Source organism: Mycobacterium sp. UM_Kg1, assembly GCF_000972925.1.
GTDB lineage: Bacteria > Actinomycetota > Actinomycetes > Mycobacteriales > Mycobacteriaceae > Mycobacterium > Mycobacterium hiberniae.
This window is the reverse complement of the sequence record NZ_JRMK01000081.1, coordinates 1-20,147: the sequence shown is the minus strand read 5'-3', so window position 1 is coordinate 20,147 and position 20,147 is coordinate 1. Positions and strand designations below refer to the sequence as shown.

The following is a 20,147-nucleotide window of genomic DNA, read 5'->3' as shown; positions in this document are numbered from 1 at the left end:
GGCCGCGGGTCTGTCCCGGGAAGGGCGCCGCGGCCCGATGGACCGATTCCACCGCCGGCTGCTGTGGGCGATCCGTTCGTCGGCGGGGGAGGTGATCGGATTCGGCGCCCGCCGGTTGTTCGACGACGACCCCATGGAGGCCAAGTACGTCAACACCCCCGAGACCACGCTCTACAAGAAGTCCAACGTGCTGTTCGGCCTGGATCTGGCCAAGCGCGACATCGCCCGCGGGCATCAGGCGATCGTCGTGGAGGGCTACACCGACGTGATGGCGATGCATCTGGCCGGTGTGACCACCGCGGTGGCCTCCTGCGGCACCGCGTTCGGCGATGAGCACCTGGCGATGCTGCGGCGACTGATGATGGACGACAAGTTCTTTCGGGGCGAACTGATCTATGTCTTCGACGGCGACGCAGCGGGCCGCGCCGCCGCGGTCAAGGCGCTCGAAGGCGAACAGCAGCTTGCCGGGCAGTCGTTTGTCGCGGTGGCCGCCGACGGCATGGATCCGTGTGATCTGCGCCTGGCGCACGGCGACGAGGCGCTGCGCGACCTGGTGGCACGCCGCACGCCGCTGTTCGAGTTCGCGGTGCGCACGGCGCTGAGCGAGATGGACCTGGACACCGCCGAGGGCCGCGTCGCCGCGCTGCGCCGCTGCGTGCCGATGGTCGCCCAGATCAAGGACCCGACGCTGCGGGACGAGTACGCCCGCCAGCTGGCCGGATGGGTGGGCTGGGACGACGTCGCGCAGGTGATCGGCAGGGTGCGCGCCCAGGCCAAGGGCGGGGCCAAGGAGGTCGGTCCGCGCGGTCAGCGTCCGGCGTCCCGGGAGGCCGCCACATCCGCCGAACAACCGGCGGTGGCCCGGCCCAACCCGGCCGACCCGACCCTGTGGCCCCAGCGCGAGGCACTCAAGGCGGCACTGCAGTTCCCGGCGCTGGCCGGTCCGGTGTTCGACACGTTGACCGTGGAGAGCTTCACCCACCCGGGCTACGCTGCGGTGCGGTCGGCGATCGACGCCGCCGGGGGAACCGCCGGGGTGGCCGGCGCCGGGGGAGCGCAATGGGTCGAGACGGTGCGTGCGCAGACGGCCTCGCCGCTGACCACGGCGCTGATCCAGGAGTTGAGCGTGGAGGCCGTCCGCGTCGACGACGACAAGCTGCCGCGTTACATCGGCGGGGTGCTGGCCCGGCTGCAGGAGGTGTGGGTGGGCCGCCAGATCGCCGAGGTCAAGTCCAAGCTGCAGCGCATGTCACCGGTGGAGCACAGCGACGAATACCATGCGCTGTTCGGCGACCTGGTGGCCATGGAGGCCTACCGGCGCAGCCTGCTGGAGCAGGCCAGCGGCGACGATCTCACCGCCTGAACCTCACCGCTGCGCGTCGTCGCCCGGCTCCTCCGGGCGCACCACGGTGATGCCCTCTTCCAGCTCCGTCAGCGTCACCATCGTCGGGTCGGGGTGGATGCGGTCGGCGATGCTGCGCCGCGCCTTGTCGATCACCGCTTGGGCGACCGGACTGCTCGTCATCGCGTGATAGGTGCCGACAATCTGTTCGTAGCGGCGGCGGCCGGCCTTGGTGCCCAGCACGTAACCGACCCCCATCACCACGACATACCCGATCAATGTGGCCCCTTAGAACAGTTGATGCAGTGGTTCCATCCTGCCTCACGCGCCGGCACGGGGGCCGGGTGCGACCCCCGTTGCACGGCGGTGATTTCGGTATGCGCTAGAGTCTTGCAAGTCCACGCGGACAGCAGTCCCCTGTAGCTCAATTGGCAGAGCATTCGGCTGTTAACCGGAGGGTTGGTGGTTCGAGTCCACCCGGGGGAGCCACGTTTGGTACCGGCGTCAGTCCAGCCGGGGAATCACCGAAGGACCCGCCTGCGAAGGCGGCTGTTGCTGGGCGAACATCGCCGGCGCTGACTGCGACTGCTGCTGGGCGGCACGAGCCTGGGCCAATGCGCTGACCAGCGGGTTGTTGGCCATCATTTCGCGTCGCTCTTCCTCGGACAGCTCGTAGATGGCCCACGCACCCCAGGCTGCCGGGCGCACGTACACGGTGACCCGCTGGCGGCCGCTGTTGAAGACGGCGGGCACGGCCACGGCCCGGTCGGTGGCCGCGAAGGTGGCCAATTCCTCGGTGATCCGCTCGATGTCAGCGGTTTCGTGCAGCTCGTAGGTCGGGGCTTGCACACCCTTGGTGGGGGTGGCATTCAGGGCGAGGAACCACGCCATGATGAGGTACTCCTTTGTTCGTCTGAGGTCCAGACAGCCTATAAAGGCGGCTACCTGGGGGGCGCACCGGCGGGCGGTACCGCCAAGTGTTCTGGATGCAGCATCTCGGCGTAGCGCAATTGCTCGGGGATACCGAACCCGTCGATCAGCGTCTGGGCATGCGGACGCAGCTTGCGGCACCGGTCGTTGATGGCCCGTGTCACGGCCTTGGCCCGCTCGGTGGACAGATACCGGTGCTCGATGTACCAGGCTTTGTCGTCCTCGATCACGCTGAGCGCATACAGGTCGCAGACCAGCTCCAGCAGCTCGCGGGCGCCGGGATCGAGGCAGGTCGCGATTCCGGCGACGAACGCCTCCAGGATCACCCGGTCGATGTGGGCGGTGGCCGCGTGCAGCATGTGGTCCTGGACGGCGTTGAAGGCGTCGAAGTCGGCCATCTCCTGAGACTTGGCCCGCAGCCGGCGGGCCACCGAGGACAGCAGGTACTGCTCGCGGTCTTCGAACATGTGCACCTGGGTGCCGCGGTTGAACAGGCTGCCCTCCTCCTCGCTGTCCTGCCGGGCGTCCACGATGGTCTGGATGATGGTCTCGGCCGCGGTACGTTTGAGCACCCGTTCGCCGACCGTCTCGGCGGCGAATCGCACCCATGCGGCCGGGCTCATATCGGCGATGTCATCGGCGTAGGCGGTCAGCAGCTGCTTGGCCACCAGTTGGGTCAGCACGTGGTTGTCGCCCTCGAAGGTGGTGAACACGTCGATGTCGGCCCGCAGGGCGATCAGCCGGTTCTCGGCCATGTACCCGGCGCCGCCGCAGGCCTCTCGGGCCTCCTGGATGGCCCGGGAGGCGTGCCAGGTGTTGGCCGCCTTGAGTCCGGCGGCCCGGGCCTCGAGCTCGCGCTGTTCCTCGGTGTCGGGATCGTCGGCGGTCTGCAGATCATGACAGCGGCTCACCAACTCGTTCTGGGCGAACTGCAGGGCATAGGAGCGGGCGATCAACGGGAGCAGCCGGCGCTGGTGGATCAGGTAATCCATGATCAGCACCTCCTCGCCGTCGCCGTCGTCGCTCGGCGCGCTGAACTGCCTGCGCTGCAGCGCGTATCGGGTGGCGATGTCCAGCGCCACCTGGGCGGCGGCACCCGCGCTCCCGCCGACGGAGACCCGGCCGCGGACCAGGGTGCCGATCATGGTGAAGAACCGGCGACCGTCGCTGTCGATCGCGGACCGATAGCTGCCGTCGGGTTCCACATCGGCGTAGCGGTTCAGCAGGTTCTCCCGGGGCACCCGGACGTGGTCGAAGACGATGCGACCGTTGTCCACCCCCGGCAGCCCGCCCTTGTAGTGGCAGTCCGAGGTGGTGACACCGGGCAGATCGTTGCCCTGCGCGTCGCGGATGGGCACCAGGAAGCAATGCACGCCGTGGCTGGTGGTCCCGGTGATGAGCTGGGCGAAAACCGCGGCTACCGTGGCTGTTTCGGCTGCGCCGCCGATGTAGTCCTTGCGCGCGGACCCGGTGGCGGAGTCGATGACGAATTCCCGGGTCGACGGGTCGTAGGTGGCCGTGGTCTCCAGCGACTGCACGTCGCTGCCGTGACCGGTCTCGGTCATCGCAAAGCAGCCGAGCAGGTCGAGGTCGATGATCTTCTCCACGTAGGCGCGGTGGTGGCGCTCGGTGCCGAGGTTTTCCACCGCCCCGCCAAACAGGCCCCACTGCACGCCGGCCTTGACCATCAGCGACAGGTCCGACATCGCCAGCATCTCGATCATGGTGACCGCCGCGCCGACGTCTCCGTTGCCGCCGTGTTCCTTGCGGAAACTGTCTGCGGCCGCCCCCGAGCCCGCGAGAATTCTCAGCTGCTCGGCGACCTTGGCCCGGGCGATCACGGTGTTGGGCGTGTAGTGCGGGCGAAACTTCTCGTCGCTCAAGGTGGCCCGGACCCGTTGCTTCACCGGCCGCCAGCGGCCGTCGAGGGTGTCGCGCAGGGCTTCAGAAGTGTCCACCTCGACCACCGTATCCGCGCGGAGCCGCTGCTAAACCGGGTTTACATTACGAAGGTGCGTGGGAAGCCGGGCCGGGCGCCGATGTTGTGGGGTGCACTGCTCGCCGGTGGGGCCGCACTCTCGGGCTGCGCGCCCTGCGACACCGCACCGCCTGCCGCCGGGCTGCAGTATCTGGGCCAAGCCGTGCTGGCGCCGCACACCGTGGTCGAGGGCACGGTGGTGGGCGGCCTGTCGGGGATCAGTTACGATGCCGGCCGCGACTGTTACTACGTGATCAGCGACGACCGTTCCGCCCGCGGCCCCGCCCGGTTCTACACGGCCCGGTTGTCGGTGTCCGATCGCGGCGTCACCGGCGTGACGATCAGCGCCGTGCACCCGCTGCTCGACGACGACGGCCGGCCGTTCGGTCCGCGGGACTTCGCCGCGACACCGCCGGTCATCCCACCCGACCCCGAGGGCATCGCCTTCGATGCCGGCCGCCAGCGGCTGTACTGGTCGTCGGAGGGGGAGCGCACCGAGGGCCCCCACGGTGCGGTGCTGGCCGACCCGTGGGTCCGGATCGCCGGACTCGACGGCCGCTACCTGGGCCGGTTCTCGATGCCGCCGCAGCTGGCCATGTCGCAACAGCTCACCGGGCCGCGCCGCAACACCACCCTCGAGGGACTGACGGTGACCGGCGACGGGCGGATGCTGTTTGCCGCGATGGAGGGGCCGGGCTACGACGACGGACCCCTGCCCGATGCTGCCCACGGGGCCCTGACGCGCATCACCGCCTACGACCTGACCGGGTCCGCGCCGCATGCGCCGGTCGCCCAGTACGCCTACCGGCTGGAGCCGGCTGACCAGGGCGCCGGGCGGGCCGGCATCAACGGGCTCACCGACCTGGTGGCCCTGTCGGACACCGAGTTCCTGGTGACCGAACGCGCCTACGGCCAACACCCGACGGTGCGACTGTTTCGCGCCGAGATCGCCGGCGCCACCGATGTGCTGACTATCCCGGCGCTGGCCGGCTCCGACGTGACCCCGATGCGCAAGACCCTGTTGGCCGACCTGTCCATGACCCCGGGCCTGCACCCGCTGGACAACATCGAGGGCCTGACGTTGGGTCCGCGGCTGCCCGACGGCCGCCGGACGGTGATACTGGTCAGCGACGACAACTTCTCGGCGAGCCAGGTGACCCAGTTCGTCGCGTTCGCATTGCCCGACGGGTAGCCGTGGCGTGTCCCCTCGCACGCGAGCACCGCCGGGCGGGACGGGCGCGAGCAGACCGAATGCAATCCGGCACCGCCGAATTGGCGTTTTCAGAATGGCATCAAAGGTGAATGGCTATTCCAAGTATAGAAATGGGTGAACTCTGCCATTCGACTGATACCGTTACCCCGGTGTGGTACGACTGGGGGTCTTCGATGAGGCTGAGCTCGGGCATTGGCTGATCCGACCGACCGGCGTGCCGATGCAACGCGCCAGCAGATCATCCGTGCCGCTGCGCATCAGTTCGCGCAGCGGCCCTTTCACGATGTCGGGCTCGATGACATTCTCGCCGAAGCGGAATTGACCAAGGGCGCGATGTATTTTCATTTTCGTTCTAAGCATGCGCTCGCGCTTGCCGTCATCGACGAACAACTCGCCAAGGGCGGAGCGGCCGTCCGGGCGTTGGTGGACCGCAAGCTTTCCGGCTTGGAAACGCTGTTGGACGTGGGCTACCTGATGGCGGTCGAAGACCTCACAAGTGACGGCGCCCGGGCTCTGCTGCATCTGCTGCCGGTGGTGGGCCGCGCCGAGGGGCTACAGGCATCGGTGCTCAACAACGTGATCGGGGGGCTCAGTGTGGTCGCCGAGCGGGCCATCGCCGAAGGCGATGTGCTTGAGCGTGATCCGCAGGACGTGGTCCGGATGATGGTCGCGCTGTACCTGGGCCTGCGGCAGGCGGGCAATCTCGATGAGCCCGAGCAGTTTCTGCGTGAGCTGGAGCGGGTCTGGTCGATAGTGCTGCCCAGCGTGGTGCCCGCCGACCGCATCGACTATTTCGCACAGTTCGTCCGGCGTCGCACCGTGCTGGCGATCAAGGCCGCGACCGGGCAGCCCGAGCAGGAGCACAAGCCCACCGTGCTCGACGATGAGGCCGGCTGATGGCACGCCAGGTGCGGTCCGAGGCGACTCGGCGCAAGCTGCTGGACGCGGCCATCGACGTGTTCGGCGAGGTCGGTTATGTCGCGGCGGGAAGAACCGCGATCATCGAGCGGGCCGGGGTGACCAAAGGCGCGCTCTACCACCACTTCGACTCGATGGACTCGTTGGTGACGGCCATCATCGAGGGTGGGTTCACCACGGTCTTGACCACTTTCCGCAAGATGTGCCAGCCGTCTTCGCCTGCCCTGGAGGGCATGATCCACGGCATCTTCGCGGTCACCGAGGTGCTGTCGGTCGACAAGGAGGCGCGCGCCGCCGGTCACCTGGTCTTCGCGCTGGCGGAGGACAACGCATTGGGGGCACGGGTCGGCGGCGAATGGGCGGCTGCGGTCACCGACCAGATAACGCGGGCGATAGCCGAAGGCGACCTGCGCGAGGATCTCGATGCGCGCCATGCTGCCGAATCGATCACCTCGGCCATGCTCGGGACGTGGCTTTTGACGCATGCCCCGCAGGACGGTGTCGGCCGCGTGACCCGGATGTGGGAGATGATGCTGCCGGCCATCGTGGCACCCGATTCGCTGGCGTACTTCCAACAGGTTCTGGCGCGCGATGCCCTGCGGTATCAACACCGATAGCGGCTCGATCGCCGCGGCCGCCTGACGCTAGCGCTCTTCGAGCCAGAGCTGCTCGGTGAGATCTTGGAAGGTGGCGAGTGCGACGCGGTCGTCGGCGCGTTCGAGTGCTGACTTGCTCATCAGTGCCCGGACCGTTGATCCGTCCCGATGTTCCAGGGAGACAACCAGATTGGCCAGCGAGTGCATGACCGACAGGGCTGACTCCTCGGCCGGTGGCACTTCCCCGAAGATCTGGCGGAATTCCAGGGACAGCACCTCTTCCTGGCTGTAGCCCAGCATGTCGGCAAACCCGCTGTTGGCGAACAAGATGGTGCCGTCGTCGGCGATCGCGAGCACCGGAACGGGGATCCGCTCGAGGGCGACCAGGGCCGGCAGCTGTCGCAGCGTCTCCATCGGTGCCAGGGGGGTTTGCGCGTTGCGCCGTCGCTCCATCGGCTGATTATGACGGGTGCCGAGCGTTTCAACGCGCGGTTCTGGCGGCGGGGCGGCGGGTGTCGGAAATGTGGGCCAATGTGGGGCGCGGTGCCCCCGGGAAGGTGATGTGACACACAGTCTGTTGGTGATTGGACACCATTCAAAAGGTATGTAATATTCCGGATTATGCGAGGAACTGGTCTGTACGGATCGGGGGCGCCCACGCGTGCGCCTCTGCCGGTGTCTTCCGCTTCCTCCCGCAGCATCGCCCGGGGCACCTCGAGGGGTCCGCATCGCCGATTGCCGCCGCACGCCGAGCCGCGTTGGTGCACCGCACCGACGGCTGCGCTCGCCGGCAGGCAGTCGGGGGTGCGGTTGCGTGCCGCTTTCCACCGGGCGAGTTGCTTGGTCAGATCACCAGAGCCTGGCTGTCTGCCAGGAATGGCATCGCCATCCAGCGCGACGCCAGCATAGCTTCGGCGGCCGGACCCGGAACCGGACGTGAGAACAGGAAACCCTGCGCCCGGTGACAACCGTGCCGCATCAAGGTGAGCGCGGCCGCTGAAGTTTCCACGCCCTCGGCGACCACCTGCAGTCCGAACGCCTCGGCCAGGGCGATGATGGCCCGAACAATCGCGAGATCGCCAGGGTTGACGCCCAATTCACGCACGAACACCGTGTCGATCTTGAGGATGTCGACCGGCAGATCCTTCAGGTGCGACAACACGGCGTAGCCGGTGCCGAAGTCGTCGATGGCGATCTGAACACCCGCTTCGCGCAGTTCGGCCAGCGTGCGACGGGTCGTCTCGATGTTCTGCACCACCGCGCGCTCGGTGATCTCCAGGCACAGCGAGTCGGGCCGCAGGCCGAACTCGCCGGCGGTGTCCACCACATTCTGGACAAATCCGCGGGCCGCCAACTGAACTGGCGAGACATTGATGCGCAGGGTGGCGTTGGTCCGAACGCCGTTGGCCTGCCACCGGCTGTACTCCGCGCAGGCACTGCGCATCACCCACCGGCCCAGATCGTCGGCGAGATTGGCCGACTCGGCGATGCCGATGAACGAACTCGGCAGCAGCAACCCGCGGGTGGGATGACGCCAGCGCACCAGCGCCTCCACCGCGACGATGGCGCCACTCCACAGATCGACCTCGGGCTGGTAGTACAGCAGCAGCGACTCGTCGTCGATTTTGCCCTGCATGTGCAGCTCGATGTCTTTGCGGAACAAGCTTTTCAGGGACATGTCGTCGGTGGAGCTGACCGTCTGGTTACCGCCGCCGCGTTTCGCCGCCAGCACCGCTTCGTCGGCGCGATGCAGCAGACCCGCGCTGGTGTCCTGGCCGGGCAGTCCCACCGTCACGCCCACACTGACGGTGCTGTTGACCGAGTGGCCCTGGATGTCGACCCGCGCGCGCAGGGCGCTCTGGAGCCGGTCGGCGAAGGTCTCCGCGCTGGCCATCGACATCGGCCAGTCCGGAATGACGACAAATTCGTCACCGCCGATCCGCGCGGCCACGGACCGGTTGCCGGCATAGGCGCGCAGGCGCCGGGCGAAGTCCTGGATGAACCAGTCACCGGCGGCGTGCCCGAGGTAGTCGTTGATCGGTTTGAGCCGGTCGAGGTCGATGTAGAACACGCCGACCGGTCCGGGCTTGCCCGCGACGAGCCGCTCGGACAGGTGCGCGACCAGGGCTCGCCGGTTGTACAGGCCGGTCAAGTCGTCGTGGTCGGCCAGATAGCGCAGCCGCTCCTCGGCAGCGACACGAGCCTGCAGCTGAGCGAACAGCGAAGCGATCGCCTCGATCGTGTTGAGTTCCTCGGTCCGCCACTTGGGCCGCCGGAACTTGACCAGACCCAGCATGCCGATGGTCACCGGGCCGGAGATCAGCGGCGCGGTGGCCACCGACAGCGACTCCACCGAATGCTCCCGCGCCATCTGGCGTACATAGCCGGACTCCCCGGGGTCCGGGCGCATAACCGCGACCTGCTTGCCGTGGGCGCAGGAGGTGAAGACCGGGTCGGCGGTGGTGAACGAGACCACGGCGAGCGGATCCGGGTCCGGTGGATCGGTACGCGGCGGCCATTCGGCGGCCAGTTTCGACGCGCGGATCTCATGATCGTTGTGGCGCAGGAATGCTGCGTCGACGTGCAGTTGCTCGACCAGCGTCTGCAGCACCCGTTCGCTGATCGCAGCTGCGGTCGAAGGCGTGGTGGCCATCAATTGGGCGGCGATCGAGGTGACCAGCGCCAATCTGTCCGCCACGATGTCCTTCCCCCGAAGACCGGCAGCCCAGGGGCCCGCCGCAGGGAGCCTGGGATCGCTTCGGGCCGATGCCGCTGTGAGCATATTCCGAAAGGGGCCGGGCTGGAAACAGCTCAGCGGAAACGGTGCGAGCCGAGCGGTGCGAGGTGCGGCGGTTCGGCCGCGAGGAATTCGGGGGGCCGCGCTGCGGCCCGGGTCGCAGCGCCGGTCAGCGGGCCGGCCGGGTCGGTGCGGTCTCGGCGAGGAATCGGTGCAACACCTCGACGGCGTCGGCAAGGGTCTGGCGATCGGCTGCCGAGAGCCGGTCGAGCTCGGGGTCGATCGCCGCGGCCCGGTCCTGGCGAACCCGCGCCATGGTCTGGACGCCCTTCTCGGTGATTCGGATCAGGACGGCGCGCGCGTCGAGCGGGTCGGGGGTACGGGTGGTCAGGCCCGCGTCCTCCAGGCGGCGCACCTGGGTGGTCATGGTCGGCTGTGAGCAATGGTCCACCGCTGCCAAGTCGGAGATCCGGGCGACGTCCAAGTCCTCGATAGTGGACAACAATCGAGCCTGCGCGCCGGGGATCGGAAGCGCGACGCGCTGCGTGGCAAGCCGATTGAGCCGGGATACCACGCTGAGCAAATCGGCTCCAAGGCTGGCTTGGGCGGGGGCAACCATCGGGCAAGTATTTCACAACCGTGCACGAAAGTGGACGAGGCCGGTACATGCAGCAGGAAGGGGTCCGACGGCTGGCAGAATCGACGGGTGACGAAGACCGGCCAGGGCGATACCCGAGTCCGGGGGCGGTCGATGCGGCCCGTCGAGACCGCGCAGGCCGCCGTGATGGCGGCGCTGTGCGCGGCGACGGCGATCATCGCGGTGGTGGTTCCGTTCGCCGGCGGGCTGGCGCTGCTCGGGACGGTTCCGATGGGTCTGTTGGCCTACCGCTACCGGATCCGGGTGCTGATCGCCGCCACCGTCGCCGCCGCGACCATCGCGTTTCTGATCGCCGGAATGGGCGGCTTCATGACGGTGGTCAACAGTGCCTACATCGGCGGTCTGACCGGTGTCATCAAGCGTCACCGACGCGGTCTGCCCACCGTGATCGCGGCATCTGCGGTGGCCGGCGGCGTTTTCGGTATCGCCATGGTGTTGGCGCTGACGGTGCTGTCGCGGCTGCGCCGGCTGATCTTCGACACCATCACGGCCAATGTGAACGGTGTCGCGGCGGCCATGGCGCGTGTCCCGCTACCGGAGTTCCAGCGCGCCGCCGCGGACCTGAACGGATTCCTGGGAGTGCTGCTGCGCTACTGGCAGTGGCTCATTCTGGCGCAGATGACCATCAGCGTCATGATCGTCTCGCTGCTGGGCTGGTGGGCGCTGTCGCGGGTGCTCGACCGGCTCCGCGGAGTTCCCGACGTGCACAAGCTCGACCTGCCCGACGAGTCCGGCCCGGTGGCGCCGGTCCCGGTCCGGCTGGATCGGGTGCGGTTCCGGTATCCGCAGTCCGACCACGACGCGCTGGGGCCGGTGAGCCTGGAGGTGCGAGCCGGCGAACACGTCGCCGTGACCGGTGCCAACGGTTCGGGCAAGACCACGCTCATGTTGCTGCTGGCCGGGCGGGCGCCGACCGCCGGCACCGTCGAGCGTCCCGGTGCGGTGGGACTCGGCGCGCCCGGTGGCACCGCGGTGGTGATGCAGCACCCGGAGAGCCAGGTGCTGGGCACCCGGGTCGCCGACGACGTGGTGTGGGGGCTGCCGCCGGGGACCACCCCTGACGTCGAGCGGCTGCTGGCTGAGGTCGGCCTGGCCGGATTCGCCAAGCGCGACACCGGTGGGCTGTCCGGCGGGGAGCTGCAGCGGTTGGCGGTGGCCGCGGCGCTGGCCCGCGAACCCGCGCTGCTGATCGCCGACGAGGTCACCAGCATGGTCGACCCGCGGGGCCGGGAGGTGCTGCTGGGAGTGCTCTCGGAGCTGGCCGGGTGCTCCGGCCGGCGCTGCACGTCACTGGTGCACATCACCCACTACAACGACGAGGCCGGCAGTGCCGACCGGACCATCGACCTGTCCGGTTCCCGCGACAACACCGTGATGGTCGAGACCGCTCAGGTGCCCACCTCCGCCGGCGGTGCCGCACCGCACCGGTCCGGGCCGCCGGTGCTCGAACTGCGCGGCGTGGGACACGAGTACGCCAGCGGCACCCCGTGGGCCAAGACCGCGTTGCGCGACATCACCTTCAGCGTCGCCGAGGGCGACGGCCTGTTGATCCATGGCGGCAACGGTTCGGGCAAGTCCACCCTGGCGTGGATCATGGCCGGCCTGACGACCCCGACGACGGGCAGTTGCCTGCTGGGCGGTCGGCCCGCCGACCAGCAGGTGGGCGCGGTCGCGCTGTCCTTCCAAGCGGCGCGGCTGCAGTTGATGCGCGGCTATGTCGGCCTGGAAGTGGCGTCGGCGGCCGGATTCTCCCCCCGCGATCACGACCGGGTCAGCGCCGCACTGGCCGCCGTGGGCCTGGACGCGGCCCTGGCCGGCCGGCGCATCGACCAACTCAGCGGCGGACAGATGCGCCGCCTGGTGCTGGCCGGCCTGCTGGCCCGGTCGCCCCGGGCACTGATTCTCGACGAACCTCTGGCCGGGCTCGACGCCGCCAGCCGGGACGGCTTGCTGCGCCTGCTCGAGGACCTGCGGCGCGAGACCGGGCTGACGGTGGTGGTGATCTCGCACGACTTCGCCGGACTCGGCGATCTGTGCCCGCGAACCCTGCACCTGCGCAACGGCGTACTGGTGCCGGCCCCGGCGGGTGCGGCGTGACGGGGCAGCCGCGCCCGGTGGTGCTGTTGCGGCCGGTGCCCGGCGACTCCGTGGTGCACCGCCTGTGGGCCGGGACCAAGCTGACGGTGGTCTTCGGTATCTCGGTCCTGCTGACCTTCTACCCGGGCTGGGCGACCATCGGGGCGGTGGCGCTGCTGGTGCTCGGCGCGGCCCGGCTCGCCCACATCCCCCGGGGTGCGGTGCCCTCGGTACCGCGCTGGCTGTGGGTGCTGCTGGTGGTGGGCGGAGTGACCGCGGCCATGTCCGGCGGCGATCCGGCGGGGCTGGGCGGGCTGCTGTACTTCCTGCGGATCACGGCGCTGTCGATCGTGCTGCTCGGTTTGGGGGCGATGGTGTCGTGGACGACCAATGTCGCCGAGATCGCCCCGGCGGTCGCCGCCCTGGGCAAGCCGCTGCGGCTGCTGCGGATCCCCATCGACGACTGGGCGGTGACGTTGGCGCTGGCGTTGCGGGCGTTTCCGATGCTGATCGACGAGTTCCGGGTGCTCTACGCCGCCCGCCGGCTGCGGCCCCGGACGCGGCCGCGTACCCGGCGGCAGCGGCGACGGCAGTGGGCGCGCGAGGCCATCGACTTGATCACGGCCGCCATCACCGTCACCTTGCGGCGGGCCGACGAGATGGGCGACGCGATCACCGCCCGCGGTGGTATCGGCCAGATTTCGGCCGCGCCGGCGCGGCCGGGCGTCAACGACCTGGTTGCCGCGGCGATCGTGGTGCTGATGTGCGGTTCGGCCGTGGCGGTGGAATTGACGGTGCTTGCCACATCCTGAGGCTCGCGCACGACCGTCCGCGTTACCGGCGGGCGGCGGCGTTGGCGGCGTCCTGGGCGTCATGCAGGGCAGTGCCCACCTCGGAGCGGCCGAGGAACATGTCGTCGAAATAGGGCTTGATGGCCTGGTTTCCGGCGGGAAAGCCCGCCCCGCCGCCGGGCGCGGCGATTCGGGGTCCGTCGAGTACCGCGAAGAACGGCGTGATGTCGACACCGCGCCGGCGCCAGTAGTCGAAGTAGACCCGTTGGGCGCTGAGCACCGCCGGTATCGCCGCACCCTGTCGCCCCAGGTAGGCGTTGCCCGCACTGCTGCCCAGCCACGCCAGGACCTCCCGCACCGCTGCCGGGTGCCGGGTGGCGGCGTTGGCCACCGCCGCGATCCCGTTGGTGACGCTGACCCGGCCCACCGGCCCGGCCGGCAGCATCGCCACCCCCCAGCGGAACCGGGCCCGCTCGGCGATCGCCGCCAGGCTGTAGGTGCCGGACTGAAACAGCGCCATCCGGCCGGCCAGGAACTGGTTGCGGGAGAAGTCCCCGTTGGTGTTGGTCTCCGATGCCGGCGGCGCCACGTGATCGGTGTTGATGAGGCGCACCAGATAGCTGAAGGCCGCCACCGCAGCCGGATTGTCGAAGGCGAATTCGTCACCGCGCTGAAAGACTCCGCCGGCCGAGCCGAGGTAATTCAGGTAGATGCCCTGCGGATCGTTGGCGGCGTTGTATCCCCACTGCCGGATACGGCGCTCGTCGAAGCCCGGGGTGCCGGCGCTGCGCCCGGCACTGTCCCGGGTGAGCCGGGCCAGCAGCGGGCGCAGGGTGTCGTGCGTGCCCTGCGGGTCCCAGCGCAGCCGCGCCAGCACAGCCGGGTCGACCCCGGCGGCGGCCAGCAGATCCGCGTTGTAGTACACCGCGATCCCGGCGTCGGTCAGTTGCGGAACCCCCCACAGCGTGCCGTCGCGGGTGAACTGCGCGACCACCGAGGGCTCCCAATCCGGGTCCGCCGCATCGATGCGCAGCAACCGGCCGTTGTCGGCATAACCGGCCAGATAGGCGTTGGAGAGCCAGAAGATGTCGTCGGCGCCGCCGCCGGCGACATCGGTGCGCAGCGTGTCGAAGTAGGTCCGGTAGGCGACGACGTTGACGCGCACCTCGATGCCGGGGTGACTGCGGCTGAACGCCGCCAGCGACTGGCGGTAGGCGGCCGCCACCTGCTCGTCCCACAGTCGAACCGTCACCACCGTCGCCCCGGATGCTGAGGGTGTGGCGGCGCGGTCGAGCAGCACCGCCGCCGCGCCCAGCAGCGCCGCCAGTGCCACGACCGCCGCGGCGAACGCGGTGGAGAACCGCGGCCGGCTCACTTGATCCCCGTGACGACGATCGACGCCACGATGCGGCGCTGAAACACCATGAACAGCACGATCAGCGGGATCATCGCCACCGTGGTCGCCGCCATCACCAGCGTCCACTGGGCGTCGTAGCGGGACTGCAGTGCGGCGGTCGCCACGGTGAGCACCCGCCACTTGTCGCCGCTGGTGATCACCAACGGCCACATGAAGTTGTTCCACTGCGAGACCGCGGTGATCAGTCCGAGGGTGACCAGAATCGGTCTGCTGGCCGGCATCATCACGTGCACGATCACGTCCAGCGTGTTCGCGCCGTCCAGGCGCGCGGCGTGGATCAGATCGCGGGGCACGGTACGGAAATGCTGACGCAGCAAGAAGATCGCGTACGGAGAGCCGAATACGAAGGGCAGCACCAGCGCCCAGAAGGTGTTCCGCAGGCCGGTTTGCGCCATCATCAGATACAGCGGCACCACCGTGACGGTGGCCGGCACCATCAGGGTTGCCACATACACCCAGAACAGCTGGTCGCGACCCGGAAACTCCAGGCGCGCGAACGCATAGGCGGCCAGCACCGAGCAGGTCAACTGGCCCAGCACGATCACCGCGGTCATCAGCGCGGTGACCGCGGCCGCCCGGCCGAAGCCGGCGCCGGCGAGGTCGGCGTAGTTGTCCAGCGTCGCCGGGTCGGGCCAGGACAGCGGGGTGCCGGTGGCGAACTGGCGGGCCGGAGTGAACGACGTCAGCAGCCCAAGCCCGAAGGGCGCCAGGGTGATCAGCGCGCCCAGGGTCAGCAGCGCATACACGGCAGCGTTACGTGAGGTCATAGCTGACCCGCCGGCCGAAGGAGAGCTGCTGGAGCACCGTCACCCCGACCAGCACTGCGAACAGCACCAGTGCCATCACCGCGGCCCGGCCGATGGCCGCCGACCCGAACGCCTCGTCATAGATGCGGTGCGCGATCAGGTCGGTGCGTCCGCCGGGTCCGCCGCCGGTCAGCGCGTAGACGGTGTCGAAGACCTGCGCTGCGCTGACCACGCCGGTGACCACGACGAAGAACATGGTGGGGCGCAGCATCGGCAACGTGACCCGCCAGAACCGCTGCCATGCGTTGGCCCCGTCGATCCGCGCCGCCGACAGCACCTGGGTGGGGATGGCCAGGATGCCGGCCAGGAAGAACAGCGCGACATAGCCGACATTGGTCCACACCACCACCGCCGAGGTCACCGGCAGCGCCAGCCCGGGATCGGTCAGCCATTCGATGCGGTGACCCAGCACGGTGCTCACCGCGCCGTCGGTGGGGCTCAGAATCCAGCGCCACAGCACCGCGATCGCCAACGGTGCGCAGATCCAGGGCAGCACGTACACGGTGCGGTACACGCCGCTGCCCGGCAACCCGCGGGCCAGCAGCATCGCCACCGCCAGCCCCAGCACCGTCTGGACCGGCACGACGAACGCGACGAAGAGCACGGTCACCACAAGGGAGTTGCCGAACACCGGATCGGTCAGCACCGACCGCCAGTTGTCGGCCCCCACATAAGTGATCGGCCCCAGCAGATCCCAGCGGTGCAGGCTCAGCCACACCACCACCAGCATCGGCAGCAGCAGGAAGGTGACCACGCCGAACAGGCTGGGGGCCAGCAGCGCATAACCCAGCGTCGGGCTCATCGCAGCAGCGCGGCGCTGACGTGGACTCAAAAGCGGGCCTTCATCCGCTCAAGCACCCCCGGCACGTGATCGAAGGCGAAACACTCTCCGGCCAAGGATCGCACCGTTCCCCGGTAGGTTCCGGCGAGTTGCCAATAGTCGATGCCGGCGGCCACCAGGTTGGCCTTGACCGCTTTGCGGCCGGCCGGCGTGAACGTCACATCCAGGCGACCGTCACGGTCGCGCACCTGCGCGCTCGACAGCGGCTCGTCGGATGCGAAGGCGAACTCGACGCCCGCGAGCGGCTCGACCCCGCCGGGAACCCAGTTGCAGGACTCGTCGTCGTCGTCGCTGAGCTCCTGCCGCTCGACGAAATTGGAACCGACCACACCACCGGGCATGTGCACGGCAAACGTGCCCCACGTCCACGTCGTCGAATACGGGAACTGCGAACGATGTTCATCGAGGATGGCGAAATCGCGGGCCGGGTCGAAGACGTAGCTGCGGTCACCGACCGTGAGTGACCCGCCGGCCGGAAAGGGCTGCTTGAAGGTGTAGTAGGCCATCGTCGAGGTGAGCCTGGCGCTGAGGCTGAGCGGCGGTGCGGCCCCGTCGATGTAGAGCGTCAGCGCACCGGTGATCGCCGGCCCGCGGCGGTCGGCCGCACAGTCCATCCGGATGGTGATGGTGCCGGCCGGGGCATCGAAGGCGTAGTCGAGCAGATAACGCCGGGTCTTGACCCGGCAGCGGCCGCCGTGCAGCAGGTCGTCGGGCAGGCCCAGGCTTCCGCCCCGGAAGCGGGCGCTTTTCTCCACCAGGACGCCGCTGGCCTGATCACGGACGAACAGCTCCGACGACGCCAGGTATTTGACGTCCTGCATGATCATCGCGCCCGACATCTCGGGATGGATCAGGCCGAATCCGATCCATTCCTTGAGCCGAAACTCGCGCCACAGGCGCGCGAGTCCGCGGTGCGCGTCGACGGGATTGACGTCGCGGACTCGCCCCTCGAAGCGGCCGTAGTGGCGGACACCGTCTTGAACCAGTCGCTGCGGGGCAGTCACGCGGTGATCATTATGGACACCTATTCCGCGGTCAACCTTCGGTACGTCGTTACGGTGGACGGGTGAGCGCGAACCGGGGGATCGACACCGAGTTTCTGGACCTGCCCCGCCACGAGTTGGCCGACGCCGCGTTGTCGGCGGCCAAAGCGGCGGGCGCCGAACACGCCGACCTGCGTATTCACCGGATCGCCACCGAGGTCATCCGGCTGCGTGACGGTGCCCTGGAGACCGCCGTGCTCAACCGCGAACTGGGCTTCGCAGTGCGGGTGATCGTCGACGGCACCTGGGGCTTCGCCTCGCATGCCGAACTGGCGCCCGACGTGGCCGCCGAGACCGCCCGGTGTGCGGTGCAGGTCGCCAAGACGCTGGCCGTCCTCAACGCCGAACGGGTCGAGCTGGCCGCCGAACCGGTGTACCGCGATGCCAGCTGGGTCTCGGACTACCGGATCGATCCGTTCGAGGTGCCGACGGCCGACAAGATCGCCTTGCTGGAGGACTACTCGGGCCGGTTGCTGGCCGCCGACGGCGTGCACCACGTGACGGCCGCGCTGACCGCGGTCAAGGAGCAGACCTTCTACGCCGACACGTTCGGCTCGTCGATCACCCAGCAGCGGGTGCGGCTGATGCCGGTGTGCGACGCGGTCACCGTCGGTCCGGACGGTTTCGACTCGATGCGCACCTGCGCGCCGCCGACCGCACGCGGGTGGGAGGCGGTCGCCGGCGACGAGGTGTGGGACTGGTCGGGCGAGCTGGCGGAGATTCCGGTGCTGCTCGCCGAGAAGGTGAAGTCGCCCAGCGTGGCGGCCGGGCCGACGGACCTGGTGATCGACCCGACCAATCTGTGGCTGACCATCCACGAATCGATCGGCCACGCAACCGAATACGATCGAGCGATCGGCTACGAGGCGGCCTATGCCGGGACGTCGTTCGCCACCCCGGACAAGCTCGGTACGCTGCGCTACGGCTCGCCGGTGATGAACGTGACCGCCGACCGCACGGTGCCCTACGGGCTGGCGAGTGTCGGCTACGACGACGAAGGGGTGGCCGCCCAGAGCTGGGACCTGGTGCGCGACGGGCGCTTTGTGGGCTACCAGCTCGATCGGGTGTTCGCCCCCCGGCTGGGCCAAGCCCGTTCCAACGGCTGCTCCTACGCCGACTCCCCGCATCACGTTCCGATCCAGCGCATGGCCAACGTGTCGCTGCAGCCCGGAACCGATGGCCTGTCCACGGCCGATCTCATCAGCCGGGTGGACGACGGCATCTACATCGTCGGAGACCGGTCCTGGTCGATCGACATGCAGCGCTACAACTTCCAGTTCACCGGGCAGCGTTTCTTCCGGATTCGGGACGGCCGGCTCGACGGGCAGGTGCGCGACGTCGCCTACCAGGCGACCACCACGGAGTTCTGGAATGCGATGGAAGCTGTCGGCGGGCCGCAGACGTGGCGGCTCGGCGGGGCGTTCAACTGCGGAAAGGCTCAGCCCGGTCAAGTGGCCGCGGTCAGCCACGGCTGCCCGTCGGCGCTGTTCCGGGGGATCAACGTGCTCAACACGCGCAGCGAGGGGGGTCGGGAATGATCGGGCCGCAAGACGTCGTCGACACCGCGCTGGCCGCGGCCCGCAGCGACCGTGCCGAGACCATCGTGCTGGTCACCGACCGGACCGAGGCATCGTTGCGCTGGGCCGGCAACTCGTTGACCACCAACGGGGTGTCGACCAGCCGGACCACGACGGTGATCTCGATCGTCACCGACGACGAAGGATCGCGCGTCGGTTCGCTGAGCTCGGCCGAGGTGGACCCCGCGCTGATCCCCGAACTGGTCGCGGCGTCGGCGGCGGCGGCCGCGCAGGCACCGCTGGCGCGGGACGCTACGCCGCTGCTGGGCGGCACCGACGCACCCCAGGACTGGGACGCGCCGGTGCCCCAGACCGGCGCGGAGGTGTTCACCGAGCTGGCAGCCGGACTGAGTCGCGGCTTCAAGGGCGCCGAGGCGCTCTACGGCTTTGCCCGCCACGAGGTCGAGACCACGTTCTTGGCGTCCTCGACCGGATTGCGGCGGCGTTTCACCCAGCCCACCGGGACGGTGGAGATCAACGGCAAACGCGACGGCGCCAGTGCCTGGGCCGGGATCAGCACCCCGGACTTCGTCGACGTCCCGACCGACTCCCTCCTGGAGCAGCTGGGGACGCGGTTGGGCTGGGCGGCACGCACCGTCGAGCTGCCGGCCGGGCGCTACGAGACGCTGATGCCGCCGTCGACGGTGGCCGACATGATGATCTATCTCGGCTGGACGATGAGCGGCCGCGGAGCCCAAGAGGGCCGCACCGCGCTGGCAGCACCCGGCGGCGGCACCCGGGTGGGGGAGCGGCTGACGGAGCTGCCGCTGACGTTGTACTCCGACCCGCACGCGTTCGGGCTGGAGTGCGCGCCGTTCGTGGCGACCGGCACCTCCTCGGAGACGGCGTCGGTGTTCGACAACGGCCTGGACATCGGGTGCGTGGACTGGATTCGGGGCGGGGTGATCAACGCGCTGGCCTATCCGCGGGCCGCGGCCGCCGAGTTCGGCGCCCCGGTGGCCCTGCCCGCCGACAACCTGTTGATGACGGGCGGTTCGGCCAGCATGGACGAAATGATCGCCTCGACCGAGCGCGGGCTGCTGCTGACCACGCTGTGGTACATCCGCGAGGTCGACCCGACGACGCTGCTGCTGACCGGGCTGACCCGCGACGGTGTGTATCTGGTGGAAGACGGTCAGGTGACCGCGGCGGTGAACAACTTCCGGTTCAACGAGAGCCCACTGGATCTGCTGCGCCGCGCCACTCCTGTCTCTTATACACATC

At 69.1% G+C, this 20,147-nt stretch carries 18 protein-coding genes and 1 tRNA gene; 9 read left to right on the top strand and 10 right to left on the bottom strand.

Annotation, left to right across the window (positions count from 1 at the left end; translation table 11 throughout):
- The coding region (locus LI92_RS13555) for a DNA primase (RefSeq protein ID WP_046319679.1) at positions 1-1,363 on the top strand (1,363 nt) is incomplete at its 5' end.
- 3 nt (positions 1,364-1,366) lie between these two features.
- Here the strand turns inward: LI92_RS13555 and LI92_RS13550 are convergent.
- Positions 1,367-1,621 carry a hypothetical protein gene (locus tag LI92_RS13550; protein WP_046319673.1) on the bottom strand — a complete coding sequence of 85 codons (255 nt, stop codon included), beginning with the start codon at positions 1,619-1,621 and terminating at the stop codon, positions 1,367-1,369.
- Positions 1,622-1,755: 134 nt separating this feature from the next.
- Here LI92_RS13550 and LI92_RS13545 point away from each other — a divergent pair.
- Positions 1,756-1,831, top strand: a tRNA-Asn gene (locus tag LI92_RS13545).
- 15 nt (positions 1,832-1,846) lie between these two features.
- On the opposite strand, the gene LI92_RS13540 is transcribed toward LI92_RS13545, so the two are convergent.
- Together LI92_RS13540 and LI92_RS13535 are read right to left on the bottom strand one after the other, a co-directional pair.
- The gene (locus tag LI92_RS13540; protein ID WP_046319667.1) at positions 1,847-2,233 is read right to left on the bottom strand and encodes a hypothetical protein; all 387 of its coding nucleotides are present in this window, start codon (positions 2,231-2,233) and stop codon (positions 1,847-1,849) included.
- A gap of 50 nt (positions 2,234-2,283) precedes the next feature.
- On the bottom strand, positions 2,284-4,230 hold the full coding sequence (locus LI92_RS13535) for an acyl-CoA dehydrogenase family protein (protein ID WP_046319678.1): 1,947 nt from the start codon (positions 4,228-4,230) through the stop codon (positions 2,284-2,286).
- Between the two features lie 81 nt (positions 4,231-4,311).
- Between LI92_RS13535 and LI92_RS13530 the strand changes: the two genes are divergently transcribed.
- From LI92_RS13530 to LI92_RS13520, 3 genes are all read left to right on the top strand, one after another.
- Positions 4,312-5,442, top strand: a complete 1,131-nt coding sequence (locus LI92_RS13530; RefSeq protein ID WP_046319666.1) for an esterase-like activity of phytase family protein — start codon at positions 4,312-4,314, stop codon at positions 5,440-5,442.
- 213 nt (positions 5,443-5,655) lie between these two features.
- Positions 5,656-6,360: a TetR family transcriptional regulator gene (locus tag LI92_RS13525; protein WP_046319664.1), complete on the top strand. Its 705-nt coding sequence runs from the start codon at positions 5,656-5,658 to the stop codon at positions 6,358-6,360.
- Positions 6,360-6,998, top strand: coding sequence for a TetR family transcriptional regulator (locus LI92_RS13520; protein WP_046319663.1), 639 nt, complete (start codon positions 6,360-6,362; stop codon positions 6,996-6,998). Before LI92_RS13525 ends, LI92_RS13520 begins: the two co-directional genes overlap by 1 nt.
- 27 nt (positions 6,999-7,025) lie before the next feature.
- On the opposite strand, the gene LI92_RS13515 is transcribed toward LI92_RS13520, so the two are convergent.
- The 3 genes from LI92_RS13515 to LI92_RS13505 form a co-directional block, all read right to left on the bottom strand.
- Positions 7,026-7,391, bottom strand: a complete 366-nt coding sequence (locus LI92_RS13515; protein WP_152665469.1) for a PAS domain-containing protein — start codon at positions 7,389-7,391, stop codon at positions 7,026-7,028.
- A gap of 430 nt (positions 7,392-7,821) precedes the next feature.
- The gene (locus tag LI92_RS13510) at positions 7,822-9,630 is read right to left on the bottom strand and encodes a putative bifunctional diguanylate cyclase/phosphodiesterase (protein WP_046319675.1); all 1,809 of its coding nucleotides are present in this window, start codon (positions 9,628-9,630) and stop codon (positions 7,822-7,824) included.
- Positions 9,631-9,883: 253 nt separating this feature from the next.
- Positions 9,884-10,333, bottom strand: coding sequence for a MarR family winged helix-turn-helix transcriptional regulator (locus LI92_RS13505; RefSeq protein ID WP_046319659.1), 450 nt, complete (start codon positions 10,331-10,333; stop codon positions 9,884-9,886).
- A gap of 132 nt (positions 10,334-10,465) precedes the next feature.
- Between LI92_RS13505 and LI92_RS13500 the strand changes: the two genes are divergently transcribed.
- Positions 10,466-12,469 carry an ATP-binding cassette domain-containing protein gene (locus LI92_RS13500; protein WP_046319658.1) on the top strand — a complete coding sequence of 668 codons (2,004 nt, stop codon included), beginning with the start codon at positions 10,466-10,468 and terminating at the stop codon, positions 12,467-12,469.
- Positions 12,466-13,260, top strand: coding sequence for a CbiQ family ECF transporter T component (locus tag LI92_RS13495; RefSeq protein ID WP_046319656.1), 795 nt, complete (start codon positions 12,466-12,468; stop codon positions 13,258-13,260). The genes LI92_RS13500 and LI92_RS13495 overlap by 4 nt, the downstream gene beginning before the upstream one ends.
- 22 nt (positions 13,261-13,282) lie before the next feature.
- On the opposite strand, the gene LI92_RS13490 is transcribed toward LI92_RS13495, so the two are convergent.
- From LI92_RS13490 to LI92_RS13475, 4 genes are read right to left on the bottom strand one after another with little or no spacing between them, the layout of a single operon-like run.
- Positions 13,283-14,614, bottom strand: coding sequence for an ABC transporter substrate-binding protein (locus LI92_RS13490; RefSeq protein WP_046319655.1), 1,332 nt, complete (start codon positions 14,612-14,614; stop codon positions 13,283-13,285).
- Entirely contained in the window at positions 14,611-15,423 is an 813-nt protein-coding gene (locus LI92_RS13485) for a carbohydrate ABC transporter permease (protein ID WP_046319653.1), read from the bottom strand. The genes LI92_RS13490 and LI92_RS13485 overlap by 4 nt, the downstream gene beginning before the upstream one ends.
- Positions 15,410-16,264, bottom strand: coding sequence for a carbohydrate ABC transporter permease (locus tag LI92_RS13480; RefSeq protein ID WP_046319652.1), 855 nt, complete (start codon positions 16,262-16,264; stop codon positions 15,410-15,412). Before LI92_RS13480 ends, LI92_RS13485 begins: the two co-directional genes overlap by 14 nt.
- Before the next feature lie 26 nt (positions 16,265-16,290).
- Positions 16,291-17,307 (bottom strand): DUF2804 family protein, encoded by a 1,017-nt coding sequence (locus LI92_RS13475; RefSeq protein WP_046319650.1) that lies wholly within the window; start codon positions 17,305-17,307, stop codon positions 16,291-16,293.
- Between the two features lie 62 nt (positions 17,308-17,369).
- On the opposite strand from LI92_RS13475, the gene LI92_RS13470 reads away from it, so the two are divergent.
- The gene (locus LI92_RS13470; protein ID WP_046319649.1) at positions 17,370-18,884 is read left to right on the top strand and encodes a TldD/PmbA family protein; all 1,515 of its coding nucleotides are present in this window, start codon (positions 17,370-17,372) and stop codon (positions 18,882-18,884) included.
- Positions 18,881-20,147: metallopeptidase TldD-related protein (locus LI92_RS13465; protein ID WP_046319648.1), on the top strand; the 1,267-nt coding region annotated here is incomplete at its 3' end. The genes LI92_RS13470 and LI92_RS13465, both read left to right, overlap by 4 nt.